This is a genomic window from Streptomyces exfoliatus (assembly GCF_000725545.1).
GTDB lineage: Bacteria > Actinomycetota > Actinomycetes > Streptomycetales > Streptomycetaceae > Streptomyces > Streptomyces exfoliatus.
In genome coordinates this window covers 73,728-96,834 of record NZ_JNZP01000013.1, presented here as the reverse complement: position 1 = coordinate 96,834, position 23,107 = coordinate 73,728, and the positions used below count along the sequence as shown (strand labels likewise).

At 72.2% G+C, this 23,107-nt stretch carries 24 protein-coding genes and 1 riboswitch; of the genes, 10 read left to right on the top strand and 14 right to left on the bottom strand.

The window, feature by feature from the left end:
- Positions 1 to 17: 17 nt before the first annotated feature.
- Positions 18 to 1,463 (bottom strand): hypothetical protein, encoded by a 1,446-nt coding sequence (locus IO20_RS42000; RefSeq protein WP_078964549.1) that lies wholly within the window; start codon positions 1,461 to 1,463, stop codon positions 18 to 20.
- Positions 1,464 to 1,586: 123 nt separating this feature from the next.
- Complete coding sequence (locus IO20_RS0116205; protein ID WP_051874722.1) at positions 1,587 to 2,666, bottom strand: ROK family transcriptional regulator; 1,080 nt, start codon at positions 2,664 to 2,666, stop codon at positions 1,587 to 1,589.
- A gap of 107 nt (positions 2,667 to 2,773) precedes the next feature.
- On the opposite strand from IO20_RS0116205, the gene IO20_RS0116200 reads away from it, so the two are divergent.
- Both IO20_RS0116200 and IO20_RS0116195 read left to right on the top strand, forming a co-directional pair.
- Positions 2,774 to 3,871: a Gfo/Idh/MocA family protein gene (locus IO20_RS0116200; RefSeq protein WP_030554753.1), complete on the top strand. Its 1,098-nt coding sequence runs from the start codon at positions 2,774 to 2,776 to the stop codon at positions 3,869 to 3,871.
- A complete protein-coding gene (locus IO20_RS0116195; protein ID WP_030554750.1) occupies positions 3,868 to 4,350 on the top strand; it encodes a heme-degrading domain-containing protein in 483 nt (160 codons plus the stop codon). The genes IO20_RS0116200 and IO20_RS0116195 overlap by 4 nt, the downstream gene beginning before the upstream one ends.
- Before the next feature lie 35 nt (positions 4,351 to 4,385).
- On the opposite strand, the gene IO20_RS0116190 is transcribed toward IO20_RS0116195, so the two are convergent.
- The 4 genes from IO20_RS0116190 to IO20_RS0116175 form a co-directional block, all read right to left on the bottom strand.
- Positions 4,386 to 5,243 (bottom strand): fumarylacetoacetate hydrolase family protein, encoded by an 858-nt coding sequence (locus IO20_RS0116190; RefSeq protein WP_030223018.1) that lies wholly within the window; start codon positions 5,241 to 5,243, stop codon positions 4,386 to 4,388.
- 137 nt (positions 5,244 to 5,380) lie between these two features.
- A complete protein-coding gene (locus IO20_RS0116185) occupies positions 5,381 to 6,112 on the bottom strand; it encodes a YidC/Oxa1 family membrane protein insertase (RefSeq protein WP_030554748.1) in 732 nt (243 codons plus the stop codon).
- Between the two features lie 191 nt (positions 6,113 to 6,303).
- A complete protein-coding gene (locus IO20_RS0116180; protein WP_030554746.1) occupies positions 6,304 to 6,615 on the bottom strand; it encodes a DUF6412 domain-containing protein in 312 nt (103 codons plus the stop codon).
- A gap of 62 nt (positions 6,616 to 6,677) precedes the next feature.
- Positions 6,678 to 7,220, bottom strand: coding sequence for a winged helix-turn-helix transcriptional regulator (locus IO20_RS0116175; RefSeq protein WP_078946190.1), 543 nt, complete (start codon positions 7,218 to 7,220; stop codon positions 6,678 to 6,680).
- Between the two features lie 99 nt (positions 7,221 to 7,319).
- On the opposite strand from IO20_RS0116175, the gene IO20_RS0116170 reads away from it, so the two are divergent.
- Positions 7,320 to 8,720: an MFS transporter gene (locus tag IO20_RS0116170; RefSeq protein WP_245684965.1), complete on the top strand. Its 1,401-nt coding sequence runs from the start codon at positions 7,320 to 7,322 to the stop codon at positions 8,718 to 8,720.
- Here IO20_RS0116170 and IO20_RS38630 read toward each other — a convergent pair.
- On the bottom strand, positions 8,678 to 9,472 hold the full coding sequence (locus tag IO20_RS38630) for a class E sortase (protein WP_030554741.1): 795 nt from the start codon (positions 9,470 to 9,472) through the stop codon (positions 8,678 to 8,680). The two genes, IO20_RS0116170 and IO20_RS38630, sit on opposite strands and share 43 nt — an antisense overlap.
- Positions 9,473 to 9,534: 62 nt before the next feature.
- Between IO20_RS38630 and IO20_RS0116160 the strand changes: the two genes are divergently transcribed.
- The 5 genes from IO20_RS0116160 (at position 9,535) to IO20_RS0116130 (ending at position 14,884) form a co-directional block, all read left to right on the top strand.
- Positions 9,535 to 10,533 carry an SEC-C domain-containing protein gene (locus IO20_RS0116160; protein WP_030554740.1) on the top strand — a complete coding sequence of 333 codons (999 nt, stop codon included), beginning with the start codon at positions 9,535 to 9,537 and terminating at the stop codon, positions 10,531 to 10,533.
- 70 nt (positions 10,534 to 10,603) lie between these two features.
- A complete protein-coding gene (locus IO20_RS0116155; RefSeq protein ID WP_051874725.1) occupies positions 10,604 to 11,029 on the top strand; it encodes a very short patch repair endonuclease in 426 nt (141 codons plus the stop codon).
- Positions 11,030 to 11,575: 546 nt separating this feature from the next.
- Positions 11,576 to 13,135, top strand: a complete 1,560-nt coding sequence (locus IO20_RS0116145) for a DNA cytosine methyltransferase (protein WP_078946189.1) — start codon at positions 11,576 to 11,578, stop codon at positions 13,133 to 13,135.
- Between the two features lie 661 nt (positions 13,136 to 13,796).
- Complete coding sequence (locus IO20_RS38625; RefSeq protein WP_245684964.1) at positions 13,797 to 14,510, top strand: hypothetical protein; 714 nt, start codon at positions 13,797 to 13,799, stop codon at positions 14,508 to 14,510.
- Positions 14,511 to 14,584: 74 nt separating this feature from the next.
- Positions 14,585 to 14,884 (top strand): hypothetical protein, encoded by a 300-nt coding sequence (locus tag IO20_RS0116130; RefSeq protein WP_030554733.1) that lies wholly within the window; start codon positions 14,585 to 14,587, stop codon positions 14,882 to 14,884.
- A gap of 5 nt (positions 14,885 to 14,889) precedes the next feature.
- Here the strand turns inward: IO20_RS0116130 and IO20_RS0116125 are convergent, their stop codons facing one another.
- From IO20_RS0116125 to IO20_RS0116110, 4 genes are all read right to left on the bottom strand, one after another.
- Positions 14,890 to 16,158 (bottom strand): DUF445 domain-containing protein, encoded by a 1,269-nt coding sequence (locus tag IO20_RS0116125; protein WP_030554731.1) that lies wholly within the window; start codon positions 16,156 to 16,158, stop codon positions 14,890 to 14,892.
- 11 nt (positions 16,159 to 16,169) lie between these two features.
- On the bottom strand, positions 16,170 to 17,156 hold the full coding sequence (locus IO20_RS0116120) for an ABC transporter ATP-binding protein (protein ID WP_037635667.1): 987 nt from the start codon (positions 17,154 to 17,156) through the stop codon (positions 16,170 to 16,172).
- Between the two features lie 11 nt (positions 17,157 to 17,167).
- A complete protein-coding gene (locus tag IO20_RS0116115) occupies positions 17,168 to 17,932 on the bottom strand; it encodes an ABC transporter permease (RefSeq protein WP_106978663.1) in 765 nt (254 codons plus the stop codon).
- A gap of 178 nt (positions 17,933 to 18,110) precedes the next feature.
- The gene (locus IO20_RS0116110; protein WP_030554725.1) at positions 18,111 to 18,911 is read right to left on the bottom strand and encodes an ABC transporter permease; all 801 of its coding nucleotides are present in this window, start codon (positions 18,909 to 18,911) and stop codon (positions 18,111 to 18,113) included.
- 158 nt (positions 18,912 to 19,069) lie between these two features.
- On the opposite strand from IO20_RS0116110, the gene IO20_RS0116105 reads away from it, so the two are divergent.
- A complete protein-coding gene (locus IO20_RS0116105; RefSeq protein ID WP_037635620.1) occupies positions 19,070 to 21,247 on the top strand; it encodes a transglycosylase domain-containing protein in 2,178 nt (725 codons plus the stop codon).
- Here IO20_RS0116105 and IO20_RS0116100 read toward each other — a convergent pair.
- From IO20_RS0116100 to IO20_RS0116090, 3 genes are all read right to left on the bottom strand, one after another.
- Positions 21,241 to 21,561: a DMT family transporter gene (locus tag IO20_RS0116100; protein WP_028811654.1), complete on the bottom strand. Its 321-nt coding sequence runs from the start codon at positions 21,559 to 21,561 to the stop codon at positions 21,241 to 21,243. The two genes, IO20_RS0116105 and IO20_RS0116100, sit on opposite strands and share 7 nt — an antisense overlap.
- Before the next feature lie 33 nt (positions 21,562 to 21,594).
- A riboswitch (guanidine-III (ykkC-III) riboswitch) is annotated at positions 21,595 to 21,655 on the bottom strand.
- A gap of 56 nt (positions 21,656 to 21,711) precedes the next feature.
- Positions 21,712 to 22,050: a GroES family chaperonin gene (locus tag IO20_RS0116095; RefSeq protein ID WP_030554720.1), complete on the bottom strand. Its 339-nt coding sequence runs from the start codon at positions 22,048 to 22,050 to the stop codon at positions 21,712 to 21,714.
- Positions 22,051 to 22,081: 31 nt separating this feature from the next.
- A complete protein-coding gene (locus tag IO20_RS0116090) occupies positions 22,082 to 22,402 on the bottom strand; it encodes a DUF3618 domain-containing protein (RefSeq protein ID WP_030554718.1) in 321 nt (106 codons plus the stop codon).
- A gap of 122 nt (positions 22,403 to 22,524) precedes the next feature.
- On the opposite strand from IO20_RS0116090, the gene bcp reads away from it, so the two are divergent.
- Positions 22,525 to 22,992, top strand: a complete 468-nt coding sequence (gene bcp, locus IO20_RS0116085; protein ID WP_030554716.1) for a thioredoxin-dependent thiol peroxidase — start codon at positions 22,525 to 22,527, stop codon at positions 22,990 to 22,992.
- Positions 22,993 to 23,107 lie beyond the last annotated feature (115 nt).

Genomic DNA, 23,107 nt, shown 5'->3' with positions numbered 1-23,107 from the left:
GGTGTACGCCGCATGTCTCAGCGGTGCGGGGCGCGGCGACGGCGGCGACGGGCCGAGCGGGCGAGGACGGCGCCGGTGTGGGCGAGGACCGCGCTGGAGCGGATGAGGGCGGCGCCGGAGAGGGCGAGTGCGGCGGCCACGGAGGCGAGGAGCAGGGCGTACCTCTCCGACTCGCCTCCGGTGCTGGCGAGTTGCCGGCCGGGATCGGCCGGGTCCCGCGGGGTGGAGCCGGGTGGGCGGGGCGCGGTAGCGGGGGCCCTGGAGGCGGCGGGGGGATCGGGCAGGGCGGACGGGTCGGCCGGATCGGTCGGATCGGTCGGGCCGGTCGGGTCGGTCCTGGGCTCCTCGGGCGCGCTCGGGTCGGCGGGGCCGACGGTGAGACGGTAGTCGCCGGACTCGCCGACCCAGTCGCCGTCGGCGCCGCGGCGCTGCACGACGGCGGCGTTGACGACGACCTCGTCGGGGGCGGTCCCCGCGCGGAAGGCCAGCCGTACGGGGACGGTGAGGGTTCCGCCCGCGGGAACCGAGAAGCCGCCGAAGTCGGTGAACACACCTACGTTCTCGGCCTCTTCGGTCCCTTCGAAGGTGACGGGGTGCCACCGCGCGGCTCCTTCGTCGTAGAACTCGAAGCGGATCTGCTCGGGGCGGAGCGCGCGGTCGCGGTCGGTGAGGACGAGGACGGGGTGGACGCCGGAGCAGGGCGCGGTGGTGGTGTTGGTGAGGTCGAGTTTCCACTCCTGGAGGGGCCCGCCGGCCGGATAGTCGACGGGCCCGCCGTGCAGCCGGGTGTCGAGGGGGAAGGCGGAGCCTGCGGGGGTACCGCAGGTGGGTGCGGGGGGATCGGGGGCGGGGGCGAGGTCGGCGGGGGCGGGACCTGCGGGGGCGGGACCCGGCGGGGTGGGAACGGAGAGGCCGGCGCGGGGGAAGAAACCGGAGCGGGCGGAGGTCGCGAGGTTCACCAAGCCGGAGGCCCCGAGCAACGGAGCCGCCCGGCCAGGGGCCGCCAAGCCCGGGGCCGCCAAGCCAGAGGCCGCCAGGCCGAGGGCCGGGATCGACGGGGCCGCCAGGCCCGGGGTCGCCAGGCCAGACGCCGCCAGGCCAGGCGCCGTCAGGCCGGAGGCCGCGAGCGACGGGGCCTCCGGGGCCGCCAGGCCGGGGGCCGCCAAGCCCGGGGCCGCCAAGCCCGGGGCCGCCAAGCCCGGGGCCGCCAAGCCCGGGGCCGCCAGGCCGGGGGCCACCAGGCCCGTGGTCTCGGCAGTCGAGGGGGCGCCTGCGGCCGGGGCGGTCAGGGGCGGTTGGGCGGCCGTCCCGGTGGCCGCCATCGCGGCCGCCTCGGGGGCCGCCGGCACGGCCGTCGCGGTCGCCGCCATCGCGGCTGTCGCGGCCGTCGCGGTGGCTGCCATCGCGGCTGCCGCCGCCAGGGCGGCGCGGGCGCTGCGCGGTCGCAGGGGGGCTGATGCCATGGGCCTTGGCCTTTGCTGCTCGCCGACGTACGGGTCGGCCGCGACCCTGCCACGCCCGGGGGAACGGGCCGGGCAGCGACACCGCCCGCGCCCCGGACAGGCCGCCCAATCCGCCCGATCAGCCTATTTTCCGAAGATCGGACCGAGGATGAGCCAGGCAGCCCCCTCGGCCACCGCGTCCGGTTCCGCCGCGACGCCCACGGGGGCCGTCAGGCCGAGCCCCGCCAGGACCTCCCGTACCCCGTCCGCGAACACCCCCGGCGCCGCCAGCACCACACGGCCGCCCAGGAGGACCTGGTCGATGTCGAGGAGCCGTACGACGTTGGCCGCGCCCGCGCCGAGGACGCGCGCCGCCCCGGCGAGTTCACCGCGTCCGACCGCCGCCAGGCACAGGACCTCCAGGCAGCCGCGCCCGCCGCACCCGCACGGGGGCCCGTCGAGCTGCACGGTCTGGTGCCCGAGTTCGCCGGCCCCCGTCCTGTCCCCGCGCAGCGGCGCCCCGCCGAGGACGAGGCCGGCGCCGAGCCCCGTACCGAGGTGGACGTAGGCGAAGGAGCTGGGCGCGTCGGGCCCGATGGCGAGGCCGAGGGCGGCGGCGTTGGTGTCCTTGTCGAGGACGACGGGCAGCCCGAGGCGCCCGGCCAGCTCCTCGCGTACGGGATGGCCCTCCCACTGGGGGAAGCCGGTGACCCGGCCCGGCACGCCCGCCCGGTGGTCCAGGGGGCCCGGCATGGCGACCCCGACGCCGAGGACGGCACGGGCGTCGACACGGACGTCGGGCGTGCCATCGAGCAGGTCCCGTACCTCCTGCGTCACCGCGCCCAGAACGGGCCCCGCCCCCTCCCCCAGGTCCAGGGGGCGGCGGCGCAGGGCCACGACCGCGCCCGCGAGGTCGGTCAGGATCGTGGTCAGTTCGTCGCGGTCGAGGTGGACGCCGACGGCGTACCCGGCGGAGGGGACCAGCCGCAGGACCGTGCGCGGCTTGCCGCCGGTCGATGCGCGATGGCCGGCCTCCGTGGCGAGGCCCTCCGTCCGGAGCCTCGCGGTGATCTTGCTGACGGCCTGCGGGGTGAGCCCGGTCCGCTCGGCCAGCTCCAGCCGGCTGATGCCCGGCTCCCCCGCCGTGCGCAGCAGGTCGAGCACGAGCGCCGCGCCGCGGCTGCGCCCCGCCGCCGGTGCCGGTGCCAGTGCCGGTGCACGCACTGGTCCCGCCCCCGGCGTCGGCCCGCTCACTCCACCCAGATCCCTCGTCACCTGCCCATTGTCGCCGCCGCTTGCACTTTGGCAACCCCGTTGCTTAAGTGGTCGGCATGACTGGCACCGACTCCCGCACCCCCCTCCGCGTCGGACTCGTCGGCTACGGCCTCGCGGGCTCCGTCTTCCACGCCCCGCTGATCGCCGCCTCCGAGGACCTGGTCCTGGCCGCCGTCACCACCGGCAACCCCGAGCGGGCCGCCGAGGCCCGCGCCGCCTACCCGGGAGTCCGGGTGGTCGCCACCGCGGAGGAGCTGTGGGAGGGCGGGGCGGACGGAGCGGACGGTCTCGACCTGATCGTCATCGCCTCCCCCAACAAGACGCACGTGGCCCTCGCCACGGCCGCCCTGGAGGCCGGCCTCCCGGTCGTCGTCGACAAGCCGCTGGCCGGGACAGCCGCCGAGGCCCGCGCCCTCGCCGCCCTCGCCGAGGAACGCGGTCTGCTGCTCTCCGTCTTCCAGAACCGCCGCTGGGACAACGACTTCCGCACCCTCCGCCGCCTCCTCGACGAGGACGCGCTCGGCGAGGTCCAGCGCTTCGAGTCCCGCTTCGAGCGGTGGCGCCCGATGCCCAAGGGCGGCTGGCGCGAGTCCGGCGCGGCCGAGGAGATCGGCGGGCTCCTCTACGACCTCGGCAGCCACGTCGTCGACCAGGCACTCGTCCTCTTCGGCCCGGTGGTCTCGGTGTACGCCGAGTCGGACGTGCGCAGGCCGGGCGCGGCCGCGGACGACGACACCTTCCTCGCGCTCACCCACGCCAACGGCGTCCGCTCCCATCTGTACGTGAGCGCCACGACCGCCCAGCTCGGGCCCCGCTTCCGTGTGCTCGGGCAGCGCGCCGGCTTCGTGAAGTACGGGCTCGACCCGCAGGAGGCGGCCCTGCGCGAGGGGCTGCGGCCCGCGCCGGGCGCGGTGTGGGGCGCGGAACCGGAGGCGCTGTGGGGCCGGCTCGGCGCCGGCGAGTCGCCGCTGAGCGGCGGCGGGACCCCGGTCGAGTCGCTGCCCGGCGACTACCCGGCGTACTACGCGGCCGTCGCCGCCGCCCTGCGCGGCACCGGCGAGAACCCGGTGACGGCGTACGAGGCCGCCGCCGCGCTCGACGTCCTGGAGGCGGGGAAGCGCTCCGCCCGCGAGAACGTCACGGTGACGCTGTGAGCAGCCCGGAGACCGCCGCCATCGAGGCCCAGGAAGCCCGTCTGGTCCTCCCCCGGTTCACGTACGAGGACGCGTGGACGCTCGGCACCCTGCTCGTCGGCATGGCGCGCGAGCGCGAGGCCCCGGTCGCGATCGACATCCGGCGCGGGCCGCAGCAGCTCTTCCACTGCGCGCTGCCCGGCTCGAGCGCGGACAACGACGCCTGGATCGACCGCAAGCGGCGGGTCGTCGAGCGGTACGGCGTCAGCTCGTTCCTGGTCGGCGCCCGGTTCCGCGCCAAGGGGACGACCTTCGAGGCGTCGTCGCGCCTCGACCCCGACCGGTACGCCGCACACGGCGGTTCGTTCCCGGTCGCGGTCGAGGGCGTCGGCGTGATCGGCTCGGTCACGGTCTCGGGGCTGCCGCAGGCCGAGGATCACGCCATGGTCGTCGAGGCGCTGGAACGCCTGCTCGGCTCGTACGCCTCCGCCGCCGGCTGAGGGCAGGAGCGCCCCGCCGCGCAAGGGGCGAACGATCAGGCGCCCTTCAGCTCCTGGCGCTGCCGACCGAGGCCGTCGATCTCCAGCTCGACGACGTCACCGGGGCGCAGGTACGGCTTGGGCTCGGGCTGCCCCATGGCGACACCGGCGGGCGTGCCGGTGTTGATGACGTCGCCCGGGTAGAGGGTCATGAACCGGCTGACGTACCGGACGACCTCCGCGACCGGGAAGATCTGGTCGGAGGTGTGACCGTCTTGCTTGAGCTCGCCGTTGACCCAGAGCCGCAGGCCGAGCGCCTGCGGGTCGGGCACCTCGTCGGCGGTGACCAGCCAGGGCCCGAACGGGTTGAAGGTCTCGCAGTTCTTGCCCTTGTCCCAGGTGCCGCCGCGCTCGATCTGGAACTCGCGCTCGGAGACGTCGTGGGCGACGGCGTACCCGGCGACGTGCGCGAGGGCCTCCTCGTCGGTCTCCAGGTAGCGGGCGGTGCGCCCGATGACGATGGCGAGCTCCACCTCCCAGTCGGTCTTCACCGAGCCGCGCGGTACGAGCACGGTGTCGTCGGGGCCGACGACGGTGTCGGAGGCCTTCAGGAAGACGACGGGCTCGGCGGGGGCGGCCTGGCCGGTCTCGGCGGCGTGCCCGTGGTAGTTCAGCCCGATGCACACGACCTTGCCGATCCGCCCGACGGGCGGGCCGACGCGCAGCCCGGTGGCGTCGAGCGCGGGCAGCACGCCGGCGCCGGCGGCACCCCGGATCCGGTCGAGGGCGGAGGCGTCGGCGAGCAGACTGCCGTCGATGTCGTCGACAAGGGCGGACAGGTCGCGAAGGACCCCGTCCCGGTCGAGCAGGGCGGGACGCTCGGCTCCCGGCGGGCCGACACGCAGCAGCTTCATGGACTTCTCCCTGTGGTCGAGGCGGGCCCGGGAAAGGCCCTGAGGTACCCCGGCCGATGGAGTGCGGCCATCGGAGGATTGGTCGATCCTCCAAGACAACGGGTCACTCTGCAAGACCCCGTTCACACACTGGACCCTTACGCGCGAGTAGCAAGAGGCTTGGCCTCCGCCTCCTCGCGGAAGAGGAGGGCCCTTTCGACGGCGGACCAGGTGGTGCTCGTGACCACGTAGAGGGCGGCGGCGAGCGGGACGACGGCGACCGTGATCAGGGTGGCGAAGGAGAGCAGCGGCATGACCTTGGTGATGGCTCCGGCGCCCGGGGTGGGCTGTCCCAGGTCGAGGGGCTGGGCGGCGAGCTGCCGCTTCGTACGGCGGTAGGTGAAGGCGGCCACGCCGGTGACGACCGCGAAGAGGACCAGGTAGACCTGCCCGGCCGGGCCGAAGACGCCGCCGTGCGCGAGGGCGTCGGCCCAGTGGTCGCCGAGCGGGGCGGCGAAGAGGGTGTGCCCGGTCATCCGGTCGCCGGCGAACAGGTGGTACATGAGCAGGAACGCGGGCGCCTGGAGGAGGCTGGGCATGATCCCGGCGAGGGGCGAGACCTTCTCCCGCGCGTGCAGTGCGGTGAGCTCCTTCCTGAACCGCTCGGGGTTCTTGCCGTGCTTCTTGCGGAGCGCGGCGATCTGCGGCGCGATCCGGGTGCGGGCCTTCTGACCGCGGGCCGAGGCCCGGGACAGCGGGTGGATCGCGAGCCGCACGAGCATCGTGCAGAGGACGATCGCGGCGGCCGTGGCGGTGGTGGCGAAGAGCGGCTGGAGCAGGTCGGCGAGCCGCTCGACGAGGGAGGCGAAGGCGGACAGGAGGTCGGACAGGAGGTCGGACAAGGGAGCCCTCCGTGGGGTCTCGTCGTGCCGGGGGAAACCGGAAGGATTCGGGTCTCGGCATGACGGATCCGCGCGGGAGCTGGTCCGGGGGTGATGGTGCCGGTCCGGTCCGATGGCGATCCGGACGGGTGGCGGCGGTCCGGACATGTGGCGGTCCGGACCGGTGGTGCGGGGGCTCCCTACACGGCCGTCAGGAGGGGACGGCCGGGAGCGCGGGGTCTGCGACGCCCGGCGGCGTCGGGGTCGCGCTGGGGCAGGAAGGCGGTGCGCCGCTCGCGGTCGCGGATGGCGGTACGGACGGCGGTGGGCGGCACGGCCGGGGCCGTACGGGCTCCGAAGAGGGCGCAGACGACGGTGCTCGCGGCGAGGGCCACGGCGCCGGAGACGCCACCGGAGACGACGCCGCCACCGTCGGAGAGGAGGAGATCGGCGAGGGCGAGGAGGAAGAACAGCGGCGCGAGCACGCGCAGGACCAGTGCCCTGATCGTCATCCCGCCACCTCCTCGTCGTCGTGCGTCGCTCGGTCTCTCACCGAAAGGACGCACGGGCTGCTTCAGGAGTTCCCGCCCTCCCAGCCGTGTGGGAGAGGCACGAGGAGCCGGCGGGTCCCGAGGAGCGCGCGGCCGACCGGATCGCCGGGGTCCGGGTCGAGCCCGGCGCCGGGACGCATCTCGACGTCGCCGGGCGGCACGGGGACGCGGCAGGCCGGGCACTCGCCGTACGGGCCGAGTTCGGTGCCGCAGTCGGCGTGGTGGAAGTGGCGCACCGGGACGGCTCCGGGAACCTCGGCCCGCCCCCACGCGCCGAGCGCGCGCAGCACCGGCCAGAGGGCGAGCCCGCGCGCGGTGAGCACGTACTCGTCGCGCGGGGGCGACTCCTGGTAGCGCCGCCGGTCGAGGACACCGGCCTCGACGAGGGCCTGGAGGCGGGCGGCGAGGACGGCTCGGGGGGCGCCGAGGTGGGTGAGGAAGTCGTTGTAGCGGCGGACGCCGTAGAAGGCGTCGCGCACGACGAGGAGGGTCCAGCGCTCGCCGACGACTTCGAGGGCGCGGGCGATGGAGCACTGCTGGTGGGCGTAGTCCTTGCCGAGAGCCATGGGCTCCATCGTACCCACCAAGGTTCATTGAATGAACTGACCCTGCTAGCTTGGGCCCAGCCTGCGCAGCCAAGCCCCTTACAGGTGGAGGTCCCTGCCGTGCCCGAGCTCGCGCCCGCCGCCCACGCCTCCGCCCCGCCCCACGGCGCCGGCGGCCGGGCCACCCTGGCCGTCACCGCCACGGCCACCGCCGTCGCGCTGATGAACTACACGGCCCCGATGCTCACCCTCCCCGACATGGCCGCCGCCTTCGGGACCCCCGCCTCCGCCCAGGCATGGCTCCTCAACGGAACCCCGCTCGGCCTCGCCGTCCTCCTCCTGGTGGCCGGCAGCCTCGCCGACGCGCACGGGCGCCGCCGGGTCTTCCTCCTCGGCACCCTCGCCCTGGGCGTCACCACCGCCCTCGGCGCCCTCGCCGGCTCCACGCTCACCTTCACCCTCGCCCGTGTCGCCCAGGGCGCCGCGAGCGCGGCGGTCCTCGCGGGCAGCCTGGGCCTGCTCGCCCACGCCTACCCGGCGGGCCGGGACCGGATCAGGGCGACGGGGATCTGGGGCGCGTCCGTCAGCGGCGGCATCGCCCTGGGCCCCCTGCTCGCGGGCGTGCTGAGCCTGGCGGACTGGCGGCTCGCGTACGGAGTGCTGGGCGCGGCGGCACTCGTCACGGCGGCGACGGGCGCGCGGAGGCTGCCGTACGACAGGCCGGAACCCGATCGGCAGGACCGCCGCCCGGACATCGCGGGCGCGACGACCCTCGGCCTGGCCCTGGCGGCACTGCTCACGGCACTCACCCTGGGCAGGGACGGCTGGCTGCGCCCCCAGGTGGGCCTCCTCCTCCTGGCCTCCGCGGCCCTGACGGCGGCGTTCGCGGCGGTGGAACACCGGAGCCGTACGCCGATGGTGGACCTGGCGTTGCTGCGGAGGCCCGCGTTCCTGGCGTCGGTCGTGGGGGCGCTGTTCACGGGCCTGGCGGTGATCGGCCTGTTCAGTGTGGTTCCCGCGCTGCTCCAGGGCGGGGCCGGGATGTCACCGCTGGGGGCGGCGTGGCTGTTCGTGCTCTGGTCGGGCACGGCGTTCGTGGTGGCCCTCCAGGCACGCCGGCTGACGATCTCGGCCCCCTCTCAACTGACCCTGGGCTTCGCCCTGTCGGCGGCAGGAATCCTGGCCCTCCTCGGGAGCGTCGAGGGCGGCCCCTGGCCACGCCTCGTCCCCGGCCTCCTCCTGGCGGGCGCGGGCAGCGGCCTCCTGAACGCGGCGCTGCCCCGGCTCGCGGTCGACTCCGTACCCCCGGAGCGCGCGGCGATGGGCTCGGGCGCCAACAACACCGCGCGCTACATCGGATCCTCGGCGGGCGTGGCCCTGACGCTGGCCCTGGGGCCCGCGGGCCCGGACACCGCCCTGCTCGTGTCGGCGGGCCTGGCGGCGACCGGCGCGGTGCTCATCCTCGTACTGGCACGAGGTCACCGGTCCGGGACGAGCGTCGCCCAGACGACGAGCCGGTAGGCGCTGCTGAACTCCGGGGTGCAGGTGGTGAGGGTGAGGTAGGCGCCGGGAGCCTCGTACCCGTACGAGGGCTTGACGAGCGACCGGGGCACGGCCCGTATGACCCCGATGTCGCGGGGAGCGGTACGGGGAAGGATCTGGTCGACGCGATACGTGTACGTGGCATCCCGGGTCCGCACGGAGATCTCGTCGCCCTTCACCAGCCGGTTCAGGTACCGGAAGGGCTCGCCGTGGGTGTTCCGGTGCCCGGCGAGCGCGAAGTTCCCGGTTCGGCCGGGGGCGGCGGTGCCGGGGTAGTGGCCGACGTACCCCCTGTCGAGCACGGACCGCTTGGAGACGCCGTGGGCGACGGGGGCGGTGAGCCCGAGGCGGGGGATACGGAGGACGGCGAAGGCGGCGGAGGAGGAGGGCCCGGAGGGCGGCCGGGACTCGCCACCGCCGACAGAAGGAGAGAGGGAGGAGGAAAGGGACGGAGAAACAGAAGGAAGGACAGACGGAGGAACGGGCGAAGGATCGGGCGGAGGAACGGGTGGAGAGATGTCCCACTCCCGCTCGAGAACACGCACCTGCTCGCGGGCCTCGGCACGAGCCTCCTGGTTGGTCCACCACAGCTGGTGGACGACGAGAAGGAGAAGGACAACGCCACAGGTGACGACGGCCTCGGCACCCGTCCACAGCAGACGGGCAGGCTTACGCCGCCGCCCTCGCGACTGGACGACGACCGGCACCCGCTCCCGCCCCCTGGCCCGCACGCGGGCACCTTAAGCGCTGAGGCACCAACTCTCCAGACCCGCACGGCAGTACGGTGGGACGCATGCGCCCCGACACGCCTGCCGCCCACACCACCGAAGCCGAGCGCCTGCTGCGCACCGCCGCGCAGTACCCGGAGGACCGGGAGCCCCTGCTCCTCCAGGCCGCGGCCCATCTGGAACTGGCGGGCGACCGCCCGGGGGCGACGGCCCTCTACGACTCCCTCCTGACCCCGGAGCCGGCGCAGCCGCACCTGATCAGGGCGCTGAAGGCGGCGAACCTGTGGGAGTACGGCCACGAGGCCGAGGCCCGGGCGATCATCGACGGCCTCCGCAGGGCACGGCCCTCGGACGCGGCCCCGTGGGAGATCACGGCGGAGACGCTGGAGGCGCACGACGAGCTGGAGGCGGCGGAGTCGACGCTGACGGAGGCGGCGGAGCTCCTGGTCAAGACGACCACGGAACTCCCCCACGCGACGCAGTCCCTCCTCATGACCCGCCACAGGGTCCGCCGGATGCTGGCGCTGCCGCACGACGACTGGGACGACCTGGCGGACCGGCTGCACACGGCAGCGGTCCCCCTGGACGAGCTCCACGACCCGAAGCGCCTGTGGTCGCTCGGCTCCTCGGACCCGGCGGAACTCCAGGCGGAGATCACCCGCCTCCGCTCGGAACTGGGCACCTACCGCACGGCCCTCTCCCGGCCGTTCCCGGTGGCGGTCCTGCACTGGCCGGAACCGGAACTGGACGAGCTCCTGGCGGCGTACCCGGAACTGGAGGCGGAGTACCCCACGTACCGCGCCCACCTCACGGACATCGAAGCCTCCCTCCGCGAACTCTCCCAGGCAGGCACCCCCAACCTGGGCATCGTCCGCGCCACGGTCCCCTCGTACGAAGCCTTCGCAGCCTCAGAATCCACCCACCCCTCAAACGCGGACCTCCTCCCCCAGTACGCGACAACCCTGGCGGCCAGGGGCCGCGCGGCGGCCTGGCCGCCGGCGAGCACTTCCCCCTGCTGGTGCGGCTCGGGCCGGACGTACGGGGAGTGCCACGGGGCGGAGTGACGCACCGGACTTCCGGCAGAATGCAGGTGTGTCCCACGCCGTTCCGTCCTCCCCCGTCGTCTCGGCCCGCATGAGCAGGCAGGCCAGCAAGGACACCGCAGCCGAGCTCGCGGTCCGCCGTCTGCTGCACGCGGCCGGCCTGCGCTACCGCGTCGAGTACCCGGTGCCCGGCATGGCCCGCCGGCGGATCGACGTGGCCTTCACCTCCGTCAAGGTGGCTGTCCTGATCGACGGCTGCTTCTGGCACGGCTGCCCCGAGCACGCCACGCATCCGAAGGCGAACGCCGAGTGGTGGAGGCAGAAGCTGGACCGCAACATGGCTCGCGACGAGGAGACGACCGAACACCTCAAGGCCCAGGGATGGGTGGTCCTGCGCTTCTGGGAGCACATGCCGGCGAACGAGGTCGCGGCGACAGTACACGCGACGGTGGACCGGGAGCGGCTGAGGCGCACCGCCCCGAAGCGACCTCCAAGGGAACGGTCAGGCTACGGATAAGTGATCGACTTCGCTTCGTCGGCGGCAACCTGGCGGTGGCGAGTCGGCATTCGGAGCCGGAGAACGCAGGCCTCTTGGCATTCTCGTGGCGCTCGAGAAACATGGTTCGACGCCTTCTCCCCACCAACTTCGACGGTGGAGGAGCCCGTCCGTGGCACCGATGCTGGTCGAAGGGCTCGGAGAGTCGTGGCGGTGCGGACTTCGGCCCGCCCGCTACGAGCGAAGCGACCCTGGGCACGCAGGGGAGAGCGCCAGTACATGGGCGGACGAGGCGCCGGAGGCGGAGTACGTGTCCTGTGACCGCGCTCGGACGACCTCGCGCAGATGGTGAAGATCACGATGGACCAGGCAGCCCTCCCGCAGTCGTCTCTGTCGGAATGGCAGGTCACGGGGCGGAAGACGGCCCCGTACAGGTAGATCGTTCACGCCACTCCCCGCCCGGTGGCAAAGAACTCGGTGCGCCCATAGCGACCGCTCTGCCCTCTATCCACAGGGCGTGGACAAGGCGTACTGCGCACCTCGGCCGGCCGGCTAGAATTCAGGCCCATGAGTCACATCGAACTGGAACGCCCCTCACCAGCGAAGTTCCGCATCTTGGACCTCTTCGCAGGCCCCGGTGGGCTCGATGTGGCTGCGCATGTGCTCGGGCACGAGGTGACCGGCATCGAGTGGGACGCCGGAGCATGTGCGACCCGCGCCCGGGCAGGGATGGACACCTTCCAGGGCGACGTCCGGCAGTACCGTGCCGCCTTCTTTCCGCATGCCCAGGTGCTGACCGGCGGACCGCCCTGCCAGACCTTCACCGTCGCCGGGCACGGCGCGGGCCGCAGGGCGCTGGACGACGTGCTCCGGTACATCGATCGTCTGCACACGGCAGTGCGGAACACTGCTGATGACCCTGACCCGCTGTCGGCCTGGATGCACGTCTTCCGTACCTGGCGGCAGATCCACGAGGAGCTCAGGCGCAAGGAGGTCGAGGCACGGGCTCTCAAGGCCGAGAAGCGCGCGGTGGAGCAGGCCAGGACCAAGAAGCGCAAGGCCATACGGAAGAGGCTCGAGGAACTGGGGAACTCGGCAGAGGAGGCGAAGCGGTTCCTGAAGGAGCTCAAAGCGCCTCAGACCCTCGAATTCCCGGATGCCGGGCTCACCCGCCTGCTCAAGGAATTCGGCGACCTGGACGGCGTGCTCGAAAAGCTGAAGGTCAGGCTCGAGGAGCTCGGCGACGAGCGGACCGGACTCGTCCTGCAGCCCCTGTGGTGGATCATCGAGCGGAGCAGGCGGCCAGGCGCGACGGCCTACGAGGCCGTCGTCCTGGAACAGGTGCCGGCGGTCATGCGGGTGTGGGAGGAGTACGCCGCGGTGCTCGACACCCTCGAATACCGGACCGCGACGCAGTTCCTGCACACCGAGGCCTTCGGCGTTCCCCAAACCCGACGGCGCGCCGTGCTGATGGCCCGTCTCGGCCGGGCCGGCCGTGATCCTCTGCCGCAGGTGAGGGAGACCCACGAGCTGTACCCCCGCAGCGGGCCGTCGAAGGCTGGCCCCACCGACACCCTCCCTCCGGAGAGCTCCGAGAACGAGAACGGCCGGCCCCGGAGGAAGCCCGAGAAGTGGGTCTCCATGGAGACCGCGCTGAAGACCGCTCGGCCGTTCTCGGACAAGGTGCGCCCCCGTCCCCCGTTCACCGTCGTCTCCAACTACGGCACCGGCGGCGTGCCGGAGGCTCGCGGCCGCCGTGACCACGACACCCCCTCCGCCACGATCACCGGCAAGGTGTCGCGGAACCGCGTGGTCCACAAGGGCACCGACAAGGACCTCGATGACGACCTCGCCCGTTTCAACGGTGCCGAGGCAGGAGTGCTGCAGACGTTCCCCGCCGCCTACCCCTGGGCCGGCAACGACGTGTCACAGCAGATCGGCAATGCCGTACCCCCCAGGCTCGCCCTGCACGTGCTGCGACACGTGCTAGATCCCGAGCTGGACGAGGACGAGGTCGCGGCCAGGCTGGACCAGGGCGTCAAGGACCTAGTGGCCTGGAAGCCAAAGCGAACGGTGAAACCCCTCGGGCATCGAGGCCTGAAGGGCCACCCGCTCGCCGGCAGGTAACCCTCCCGCTCAACCCAGCGAAGTGCGCCAACGTCACCGGAAGATCGACCGCAACCGTTTGGTCGGGCCCGCACGACACCGAGAACCGGGTCTCGTACCCAGAGGCGGGCATACCGCAGACCTTCCACGGGGCTTCCAGTGACGAGGCAAGAAAACCCCGCAGCAGATCGCCAATCGCCCGGGTCCTGGCCACCCATACGACATCTGGCTTCTGGTGTGAGGTCGAGCCCTTCGGGTGGTCGTGTCTGGCAGGCCTCGGGTGGGACCGCCCTCTTTCCGAGAGTCGCTCCTTCCGGCGGCGGGGGTTGGCGTGCGCCTGACGGCCCGTGGGTGGGGGCTTGGCCTGTGGCGGAGGTGAGTGGGTCGGTCTCCGTCGGTTGGGGGTGCGGTTGTTGAATGGGGCGGTCGGGCGGCGCTTAGCGGGTCGGGGAGGTGAAGTGGTCGGGCTTCAGGCCCCGCTGATCAATCCCGGTGGGCTGGACGCGCCCGAGGTCAGGCTGCTCTAACGCCCCTTGGGCCTGGGCTTCACTCGCACGGGGCTTCTTCACTTAACGCGCCTACCCAGACACAAGCTGTGCTGTACGTTCACGCAAAACAGCCCCCAGTGACGGTTGCAGCCGTCAGCCGGGGGCCTGAACCACTCGTGGACAAGGACTCCACCGTGATCTACCGGCACTTTAACGCGCCCTCGCGTGCCTTCACCCAGTTCTCGCACGAGCTCATCCGGCATCCTCGGCTCAGTTCCGACGCCGTCCGGCTCCTCACCTGGCAGCTCTCCCTCCCCCAGGGCGCCCGCGAATCCCTCTCCACCTCCGCCCAACGTGCCCGGATCGGGGGACACGCCTTCACCCGCGCCAAGCGGCAACTGAAGGAGGAAGGGTTCGTGCATGAGCGGCGCGTCCAGGTCGCCGGTGGGCGCTGGGTCACCCAACAGCTCGTATCCAATACCCCGCTGACCGCCGATCAGGCCGTCAAGCTGCTCTGCCGGACGCCCGACCCCGTAACCCCGCAGGTCACACCGAGTACCCCCGCACCGGCCGCCGGTCAGCCAACCACCCCGCCCACCGACCGTCATCCAGATAAAGACCCTGGGGAAGAGACCTCCAACCTTCCGGACGAGACGGCCGACGTCGCCGACGCCGACGCCGTCGACGGCACATCCTGCGCGGCCTTCCCGGCGCCGGGACGCCCGTCCACCGGCCCGGCGGCCTCGTCCGGTACCTCCTGCGCGACGTACCGCCCCTCGCCCTGCCGCCTCGACCCGCACCCCAGGTCTCCGCCCGGCTCGAAGGCGCCCGCGAATGCGCCGGCCACCACACCCAACCCATGCTCTTCCGGCCGCTCGCCGACGAGGCCCTGTGCCCCGCCTGCGTGACTCCCGGCAGAGAACCCGTTCACGCGCCCTCGTAGGCTCGAAGAAAGCACCCCGCCTAGGAAGGGCCCCTCACCATGCCCCGTATCCCCTCCCCCGCCATCGCCGCCGCCGGGCTCGTCGGCGGGTATGCCGTTGCTCGGTGGACCAAGAAGCGGCCCCTCGGTGGGGTCGTGCTCGCCGGGGCCGGGGTCGTCGCCGGGCGGGAGTGGCAGCAGGTCGGTGGAGGGAAGGTGGCCGCCGGGCTCGGTGCCGCTTACGTCGCCGCGTTCGCCGGGTCTCATCCGCTCGCCAAGAAGATCGGCGCCTGGCCCGCCGTCTTCTCCGTGGCCGGGGGTGTCGCCGCCCTCTCCTGGGCCGTCACCCGGGGGAAGTAGCCCCCTCAGCCGCCCACCCCGTGGCTCACCGTGTAGATCAGCAGGCCCGCCAGTGCTCCGACCACCGTGCCGTTGATGCGGATGAACTGGAGGTCGCGGCCGATGTTCGCTTCGATCTTCTTCGAGGTCTGCGTGGCGTCCCAGCCTGCCACCGTGTCCGTGATCAGGGACGTGATCTCGTTCCGGTACGTCGTCACCACGTACGCCGCCGCGTCCTCCGCCCAGCCCTCGACCTTCTCCTGGAGGCGGGCGTCCGTCGACAGGCGGACGCCCAGGGAGATCAGGGAGGCGCGGGCGCGGAGGCGGAGTTGGCTGCGGTCGTCCTCGGCCGCCGCCATGATCAGCGAGCGGATCGACGACCAGGCCGAGGCGATGATGTCCTGGATCTCCGGTCGGGCCAGGAGGTCCGACTTGAGTCGCTCCACGCGGGCCCGGGTGTCCGTGTCCGCCTGGAGGTCGGCCGCGAAGTCCGTCAGGAAGCGGTCGATCGCGCCGCGTGCCGGGTGGGCCGGCATGTCCCGCATCTCCGTCACGAAGCGGAGGAGCTCCTTGTAGACGCGTTCGCCGATGCGCCTGTCGACGAAGCGGGGGGTCCAGCCCGGCGCCCCGCCCTGCACCGCGTCCATCACCGAGTCCCCGTGCGTGACCAGCCAGTCGTGCGCCCGCGTGCAGACCAGGTCCACCGCGCGGTGGTGGGCCCCGTCGGAGACGATCTGCTCCAGCGTCTTGCCGATGCCCGGGGCGATCTCCACCGCTTCCGCCCTCCGGGTGATCGCCTCCCCCACCACCGCCTGGACGTCCGCATCCCGCAGGACCGTCAGCGCTCCCCGCAGCGCCGTCGACGCCTCCGCCGTGACACGGTCCGCGTGCGCCGGGTCCGCCAGCCACGCGCCGAGGCGGCCGCCGATGCCGAAGGCGTGCAGCCTGCCCCGTACGACGTCGGCGGAGAGGAAGTTCTCTCCCACGAACGAACCCAGGGACGCGCCCAGCTGGTCCTTCTTCGTCGGGATGATCGCCGTGTGCGGGATCGGCAGGCCCAGCGGGTGCCGGAAGAGGGCCGTGACCGCGAACCAGTCCGCGAGCGCGCCGACCATCCCCGCCTCGGCCGCCGCGGCGACATAGCCCACCCAGGGCCCCCATCCCGCGTTCTCCGCCCAGGTGGCCAGGGCGTAGATCACGGCCACCGCAGCGAGCAGCGACGTCGCCAGCGTCTTCATGCGCCGGACGCCTCTGCTCTTCTCCTCGTCCGCAGCCGTGTACGAGAAACTCACCATCAGTCGACCTCCTACCTCAGGGACTCCCGGCGCTCCTCCCGAGTTCCCCCGTACATCTTCGCGATCACCGCCTCGATGTCCGGCTCCCGCACCGAGAGGTCGAGAAGGGGGTACTTCGCGGCCACCGCCGCCACCAACGGGGCGGCCGAGGTCGTCGCCGGGAAGGCCAGCCACTGACGGGGGCCCTCCGACCGTACGAAACGGGACCCCGGCACGTCCGTGATCGGCGGAAGCTCGCGTTCCAGGTCCACCATCAGGAGCCGCTCGCTCTCCCCCACCGCGTGCAGGCCGCTCAGCTCCCCGTCGTACATCAGGCGTCCGTGGTCGATCACCATCACCCGCGAGCAGAGCTGCTCGATGTCCGTGAGGTCGTGCGTGGTCAGCAGGACCGTCGTGCCACGGGAGGTGTTCAGGTCCCTCAGGAACTCCCGCACCCGCGCCTTCGACACCACGTCCAGGCCGATCGTCGGCTCGTCCAGGTACAGCACCTCCGGGTCGTGGAGGAGGGCCGCCGCGATGTCGCCGCGCATCCGCTGCCCGAGGGAGAGCTGCCGTACCGGTACGTCAAGCAGCTCGCCGAGTTCGAGGAGCTCCACACAGCGGTCCAGGTTCTCCCGGAAGCGGGCGTCCGGGATCCGGTACATCCGGTGCATCAGCCGGTACGAGTCCTTCAGCGGCAGGTCCCACCAGAGCGTCGTCCGCTGCCCGAACACCACCCCTATCCGCTGGGCCAACCGGGTCCGCTCGCGCGCCGGATCGATGCCCGCGACCCGCAGCCGGCCGCCGCTGGGGGTGAGGATGCCGGTCAGCATCTTGATCGTGGTCGACTTCCCGGCGCCGTTCGGGCCGATGTAGCCGACCATCTCCCCGCGCTCGACGGCGAAGCTGATGCCGTCGACCGCCCTGACCTCTCTCTTCTCACGCCGGAACAGGCCCGCATTTCCGCGGACGCGGACCGTGAAGACCTTCTCCAGTGACTCCAGCTCGATGAACGGCACGGCCCTCACCCTCAGCTTCCTGTCGATCGGTACGAACGGATCCCGGCCCGCCACGCGAGGCCCGCCACCCCGCAGCAGACCGCCGCCACCAGCGGCGACACGAACGCCGCCCACTCCGGCACCCCCGCCGGGGCCGGTCGGCCGAGCACGTACAACGCGGGCAGCCAGCTCACGAACGCCAGCGGCACGACGTACACCACGCCCCGCACCAGCTCCTGCGCGAAGATCGTCGGCGGGTACTGGAGGAGGGTGTTCCCGCCGTACGTGAACGAGTTCGTCACCTCCGCCGCGTCCTGCATCCAGAACAGCGTCGACGCGCCCAGCACCATCACCGAAGCGAAGATGACCGTCCCGCTGGCCACCGTCACCGGCAGCAGCAGCACCTTCAGCGGCGTCCACTCCACGTCGAGCAGGAGCAGGGCCCAGACCAGGACGAGCAGGCCCTGTGCGACCCTGCCGAACCGCCGCAGCGCGAACTTGTCCGCCGCGACCTGGGCGAGCAGCGGCGCCGGGCGCATCAGGAAGGTGTCGAGCGAGCCGTCCCTGACCCGCTTCCCCATCCGCTGCAGCGAACCCATCGTCAGGTCCGCGATCCCGAACGACGTACCCGCCGTCCCGTACAGCAGGGCCACCTCCGCGAAGCCGAAGCCGCCGAGGCCCTTCACCTGTCCGAACATCAGCAGGATGACGACGAAGTCGAAGAAGGTGACGCAGAAGCTCGTGACGAGCGTGAGCGCGAAGGACGCGCGGTACGTCATCGTGGACCGGATCCACATGCCGGCCACCAGCCGGTACGTGCGCCAGGAGTCGGCCAGTGGGCCGTATGGGCGTCTTTCGTTTTTTCGATGGATAGCGCCGGAATCCATCTCATGGATAGCGTCGGGATCCATCTCCTGGATACCGGCGGAATCCACTTCATGGACAGCGGCGGAATCCGCGCCGACCCGAGTCGCCTCAGCCACCCTGCACCACCACCTTCCGCGTCGCAGCCGCCTGCGCCGCCCGCCCCGCGCCGAACAGCACCAGGGCCCAGCACCCCTGGAAGGCGTACGCCCCCGCCAGCTCCCAGCCCACGTACTTCCCCAGGTACACATCGGCCGGCACCTGGAGCAGCGACGCCCACGGCAGCATCCGGGCGACCTCGCCGAGGGCGCCGGGGAAGACGTTCAGCGGGAGGAGCATCCCCGAGAAGAACAGGCCGCCCAGCCAGGCGACCTGCACCACTCCCTGGCCGTCGAGCAGCCAGAACGCGCTCATCGCCACCAGGTACCAGATCGCGAAACCGACCGTCGAACCGAGCGCCACCGCCACCAGGAAGGCGATCCAGCCGCCCGGCCCCGACGGCAGCGTGAAGTGGAAGGCGAGCGCGCCGACGGCCATCGGGACGACCCCGCGTCCGAGCAACTGGTAGGCCGAGCGGCCCGCGTGGGCCGAGAACCACCAGGCCTGGAGGTCGGCGGGACGGTAGAGGTCCACCGCGATGTCGCCGGTCCTGATCCGCTCGATCAGCTCGTCCTCGAAGCCGCCGCCCATCATCCCGCAGACGGTGATCAGCGCCTGCCCGATCCACACGTAGGCGAGGGCGTCGTCGATGGAGTAGCCGCCGAGCTGCGGACGTTCGTCCCACAGGGCGATGTAGGTGTAGGACAGGACGAAGCCGAAGACGGTGTTGGTGAAGACGCCCGCCGCCGTCGCCACCCGATACGTGGCATGACGCCGGAAGCCACCCGCGGCCACCGTCGCGTACAGCCGCAGCATGAAGCTCCCTTTCCCGCACAAAGAACCGCTTCCTGCCCGAATGACAGCGAAGCGCACGACCCTAGTGGCCCGCGTCACGCCACCGCGACCCGTTTTCGCGCCACACTCGGGTCGTATTCAGGAGTTTCCGCACCTTCCATGCAGTATGTGATGCCATGTCCCCTTCCTCCGGCACGAGCGACTCCGACGCCCCCCGGCCAACCCGCGCGGGCTGGGAACCGAGGGACCCCACCCTCCCCGGCCAGAAGCCACCCCCCGCGCGCCCCGCACCCCCGGGGCCGGGGCGCCGCCGCCCCCGACGCGTCCTGCGCACCCTCCTCGGGCTCCTCCTGCTCGGCACCCTGCTGGTCGCCGGCGCCCTCGTCGCCGGCTACCTCCTGGTGGAGATCCCGCCCGCCAACGCCTCCGCCGTCGCCCAGTCCAACGTCTACCTCTACCGGGACGGCAGCCCCCTCGCCCGCGACGGCGAGGTCAACCGCGAGAACGTCCCCCTCGACCGCGTCCCGCTCACCGTCCGGCAGGCCGTCCTCGCCGCCGAGGACCGCGACTTCCACACCTCACGCGCCGTCGACCCCAAGGCGATGCTCCGCGCCGCCTGGAACACCGTCACCGGCAAGGGCCGCCAGTCCGGCTCCACCATCACCCAGCAGTACGTCAAGAACTACTACCTCGGCCAGGAACAGACCCTCACCCGCAAGGCCAAGGAGTTCTTCATCGCGATCAGGCTCGGCCGCGAGAAGAGCAAGGAGGAGATCCTCCAGGGCTACCTGAACACCAGCTACTTCGGACGCAACGCCTACGGCCTGCAGGCCGCCGCCCGCGCCTACTACGGCAAGGACGTCGACGGCCTCGACACCGCCGAAGGCGCGTACCTCGCCTCCCTCCTCAAGGCCCCCAGCGCCTACGACGTCACCACCCACCCCGAGAACCGCGCCAAGGCCGTCGCCCGCTGGAACTACGTACTCGACGGCATGGTCACCGAAGGCTGGCTGACCCCCGCCGACCGCGCCGCCGCCCGCTTCCCGGCCCCGCAGACCGCCCGCTCCGCCACCGGCCTCTCCGGCCAGCGCGGCTACCTCGTCCAGGCCGTCGAGGAGTACCTGACCAGCCACGGCATCGTCGACGAGAAGACCCTCGCGGGCGGCGGCTTCCGCATCACCACCACCATCGAACCCGCCACCCAGGAAGCCCTCGTCCAGGCCGTCGAAGAACGCGTCACCTCCCGGCTCGACCCCACCCGCTCCCCCGCCGACCGGTACGTCCGCGTCGGGGCGGCCGCCGTCGACCCGGCGACCGGGAAGGTCCTCGCGATGTACGGCGGCGTCGACTACACCCAGCAGTACGTCAACAACGCCACCCGCCGCGACTACCAGGTCGGCTCCACCTTCAAGCCCTTCGTCTTCACGGCCGCCGTGCAGAGCGGCGCGCAGACCCAGTACGGCGAACCGATCACCCCGTACACCGTCTACGACGGCACCAACCGGCGCCCGGTGGAAGGCTGGAACGGCTCCCCCTACGACCCCGCCAACGAGGACGACGAGAGCTACGGCGAGATCGCCGTCGGCACCGCCACCGACCTCTCCGTGAACGCCGTCTACGCCCAGATGGCCGTCGACGTCGGCCCCGGAAACGTACGCCGCACCGCCGTCTCCCTCGGACTGCCCGGCACCACCCCCGACCTCACCGCCTCCCCCTCCATCGCGCTCGGCCCGGCCACCGCCAGCGTCCTCGACATGGCGACGGCGTACGCGACCCTCGCCGCGCACGGCCGGCACGGCACGTACACCCTGGTCGCACGCGTCAGCAAGGACGGCCGCGACCTCGCGCCGCCGGCCCCCGTCACCCGGCAGGCGGTGAGCCGCGAGGCCGCCGACACGACCACGTCGATCCTCCGCAGCGTCGTCGAGGCCGGCACGGGAACGGCGGCGCGGGCCGCCGGGCGCCCCGCCGCCGGCAAGACCGGCACGGCCGAGGACGACAAGGCCGCCTGGTTCGCCGGCTACACCCCGGAACTCGCGACGGTCGTCGCCCTCATGGGCCAGGACCCCGAGTCGGGTCGCCAGGAACCGCTGTACGGAGCCCTGGGACTGCCCCGCATCAACGGGGGCGGGCCGCCCGCCGAGATCTGGGCGGACTTCACCCGGCAGGCCCTGGCCGGAACCGCACCACGCGACTTCGAGCTCCGGCTCATGCCGGGGGCGGAGGAGATGCCGGAGGTACCGCCGACGCCGGAGGGCTCGCAGGACGACTGGTACGAGACGGGCGAGGCGGGTCCGGGAGCCGCGGTGTCCCGCAGCCCCCTTCCCCCTCGTACACCCGTACGGCGTCAGTGACCCGACGTCGCCTTCAGCCCCACCACGGCGACGAGCAGCAGACAGACGAAGAAGATCCGGGCGGCGGTCGCCGGCTCACCGAGCACCACCATGCCGAGCACCGCCGCACCGGCCGCGCCGATCCCCACCCACACGCCGTACGCCGTACCGATCGGCAGCGTCTTGGCCGCATGCGACAGCAGCAGCATGGAGGCGACGATCCCGGCGCCCGTGAACACGCTCGGCCACAGCCGGGTGAAACCGTCGGTGTACTTCATACCGATCGACCAGCCGACTTCGAGCAGACCCGCGACGACGAGAAGAACCCAGGCCATGACGACGACACCTCCGCGAGACGGAACAACAGGAGTGCGTCGTCTTGTCGGAAACCCGGTACGGCGCGTCTCGTCGGGGTCCCCCCAGGCTAGCAAAGAACACACAAAGGCCCTGGTGACGGCCGTCACCAGGGCCTCCGAAAGCCTTCGCTACAGATACAGGCCGGTCGAGTCCGACGTGCCCTGGAACCGGTCCGCCGCCACCGCGTGCAGATCGCGCTCCCGCATCAGTACGTACGCGACGCCCCGCACCTCGACCTCGGCACGGTCCTCGGGGTCGTACAGCACCCGGTCACCGATCTCGACGGTACGGACGTTCTGACCGACCGCGACCACCTCGGCCCAGGCGAGGCGACGGCCGACCGCGGCGGTCGCCGGAATCAGGATGCCGCCGCCGGAGCGCCGCTCCCCCTCCGGGGAGTCGGTGCGGACCAGGACCCGGTCGTGAAGCATCCGGATGGGCAGCTTGTCGTGCGTGTTCTCGCTCACGGAGTGAACCTACCTGCCGAGGAGTGCGGGGTCAGCGCCTGCCCTTGCGGGAGGACCGGGCGAGCAGCCCGATGACCGCCACGGCCACGAGCGCCGCCGGGACGACGCGCTCCAGGCGCGGGGCGCCGTCCGCATCGGTGAAACGTGCCTTCACGTCCGACACGACGCGGTTGACGGCGACGAAGGCGCGTCCCGCGGTCTGGTCGACCGTCGAGGCGACCTTGGCCTTCGCATCCCCGATGATCGTCTTCGGATGCATCCGAATGCCGATCTCGTCGAGCGTGACGGCGAGCTGATCGCGCCGACGGACGATGTCCGCCTCGATCTGAGCAGGGGTCCTGGACTCCGACACCGCGCTGCCTCCGTAGTCGTATTCCGGTCGTTGACGGACAGTCTGTCAGCTCTGGCACGGATGGGCCGCCCCCGACCCCCATTAGGCTCTGAAGGCGTAAGCGCACTTTCCCGAGGAGAGCCATGAGCGAGCGACTGCAGCCCGGCGACACCGCCCCCGCCTTCACCCTGCCCGACGCGGACGGCAAAGAGGTCTCCCTCGCGGACCACAAGGGCCGCAAGGTCATCGTCTACTTCTACCCGGCCGCGCTCACTCCCGGCTGCACGAAGCAGGCCTGCGACTTCACGGACAACCTGGACGTACTGGCCGCCGCGGGCTACGACGTCATCGGCGTCTCCCCGGACAAGCCGGAGAAGCTGGCGAAGTTCCGCGAGAAGGAGAACCTGAAGGTCACCCTGGTCGGCGACCCGTCGAAGGAGACCCTGGAGGCGTACGGGGCCTTCGGTGAGAAGAAGCTGTACGGCAAGACGGTGACCGGCGTGATCCGCTCGACGGTCGTCGTCGACGAGGACGGCAAGGTGGAACACGCCTTCTACAACGTCAAGGCCACCGGCCACGTAGCCAAGATCATCAGGGACCTGGGCGTCTGAGCCTTTCGGTTCCGGCACCCGAACGGGCCGCACCACCTCTCGAGGCGGTGCGGCCCGTTCCGTTTACCGGACGCGACAGTACGCGACATGGCGTAACCGTCCGATATTCGGCTCG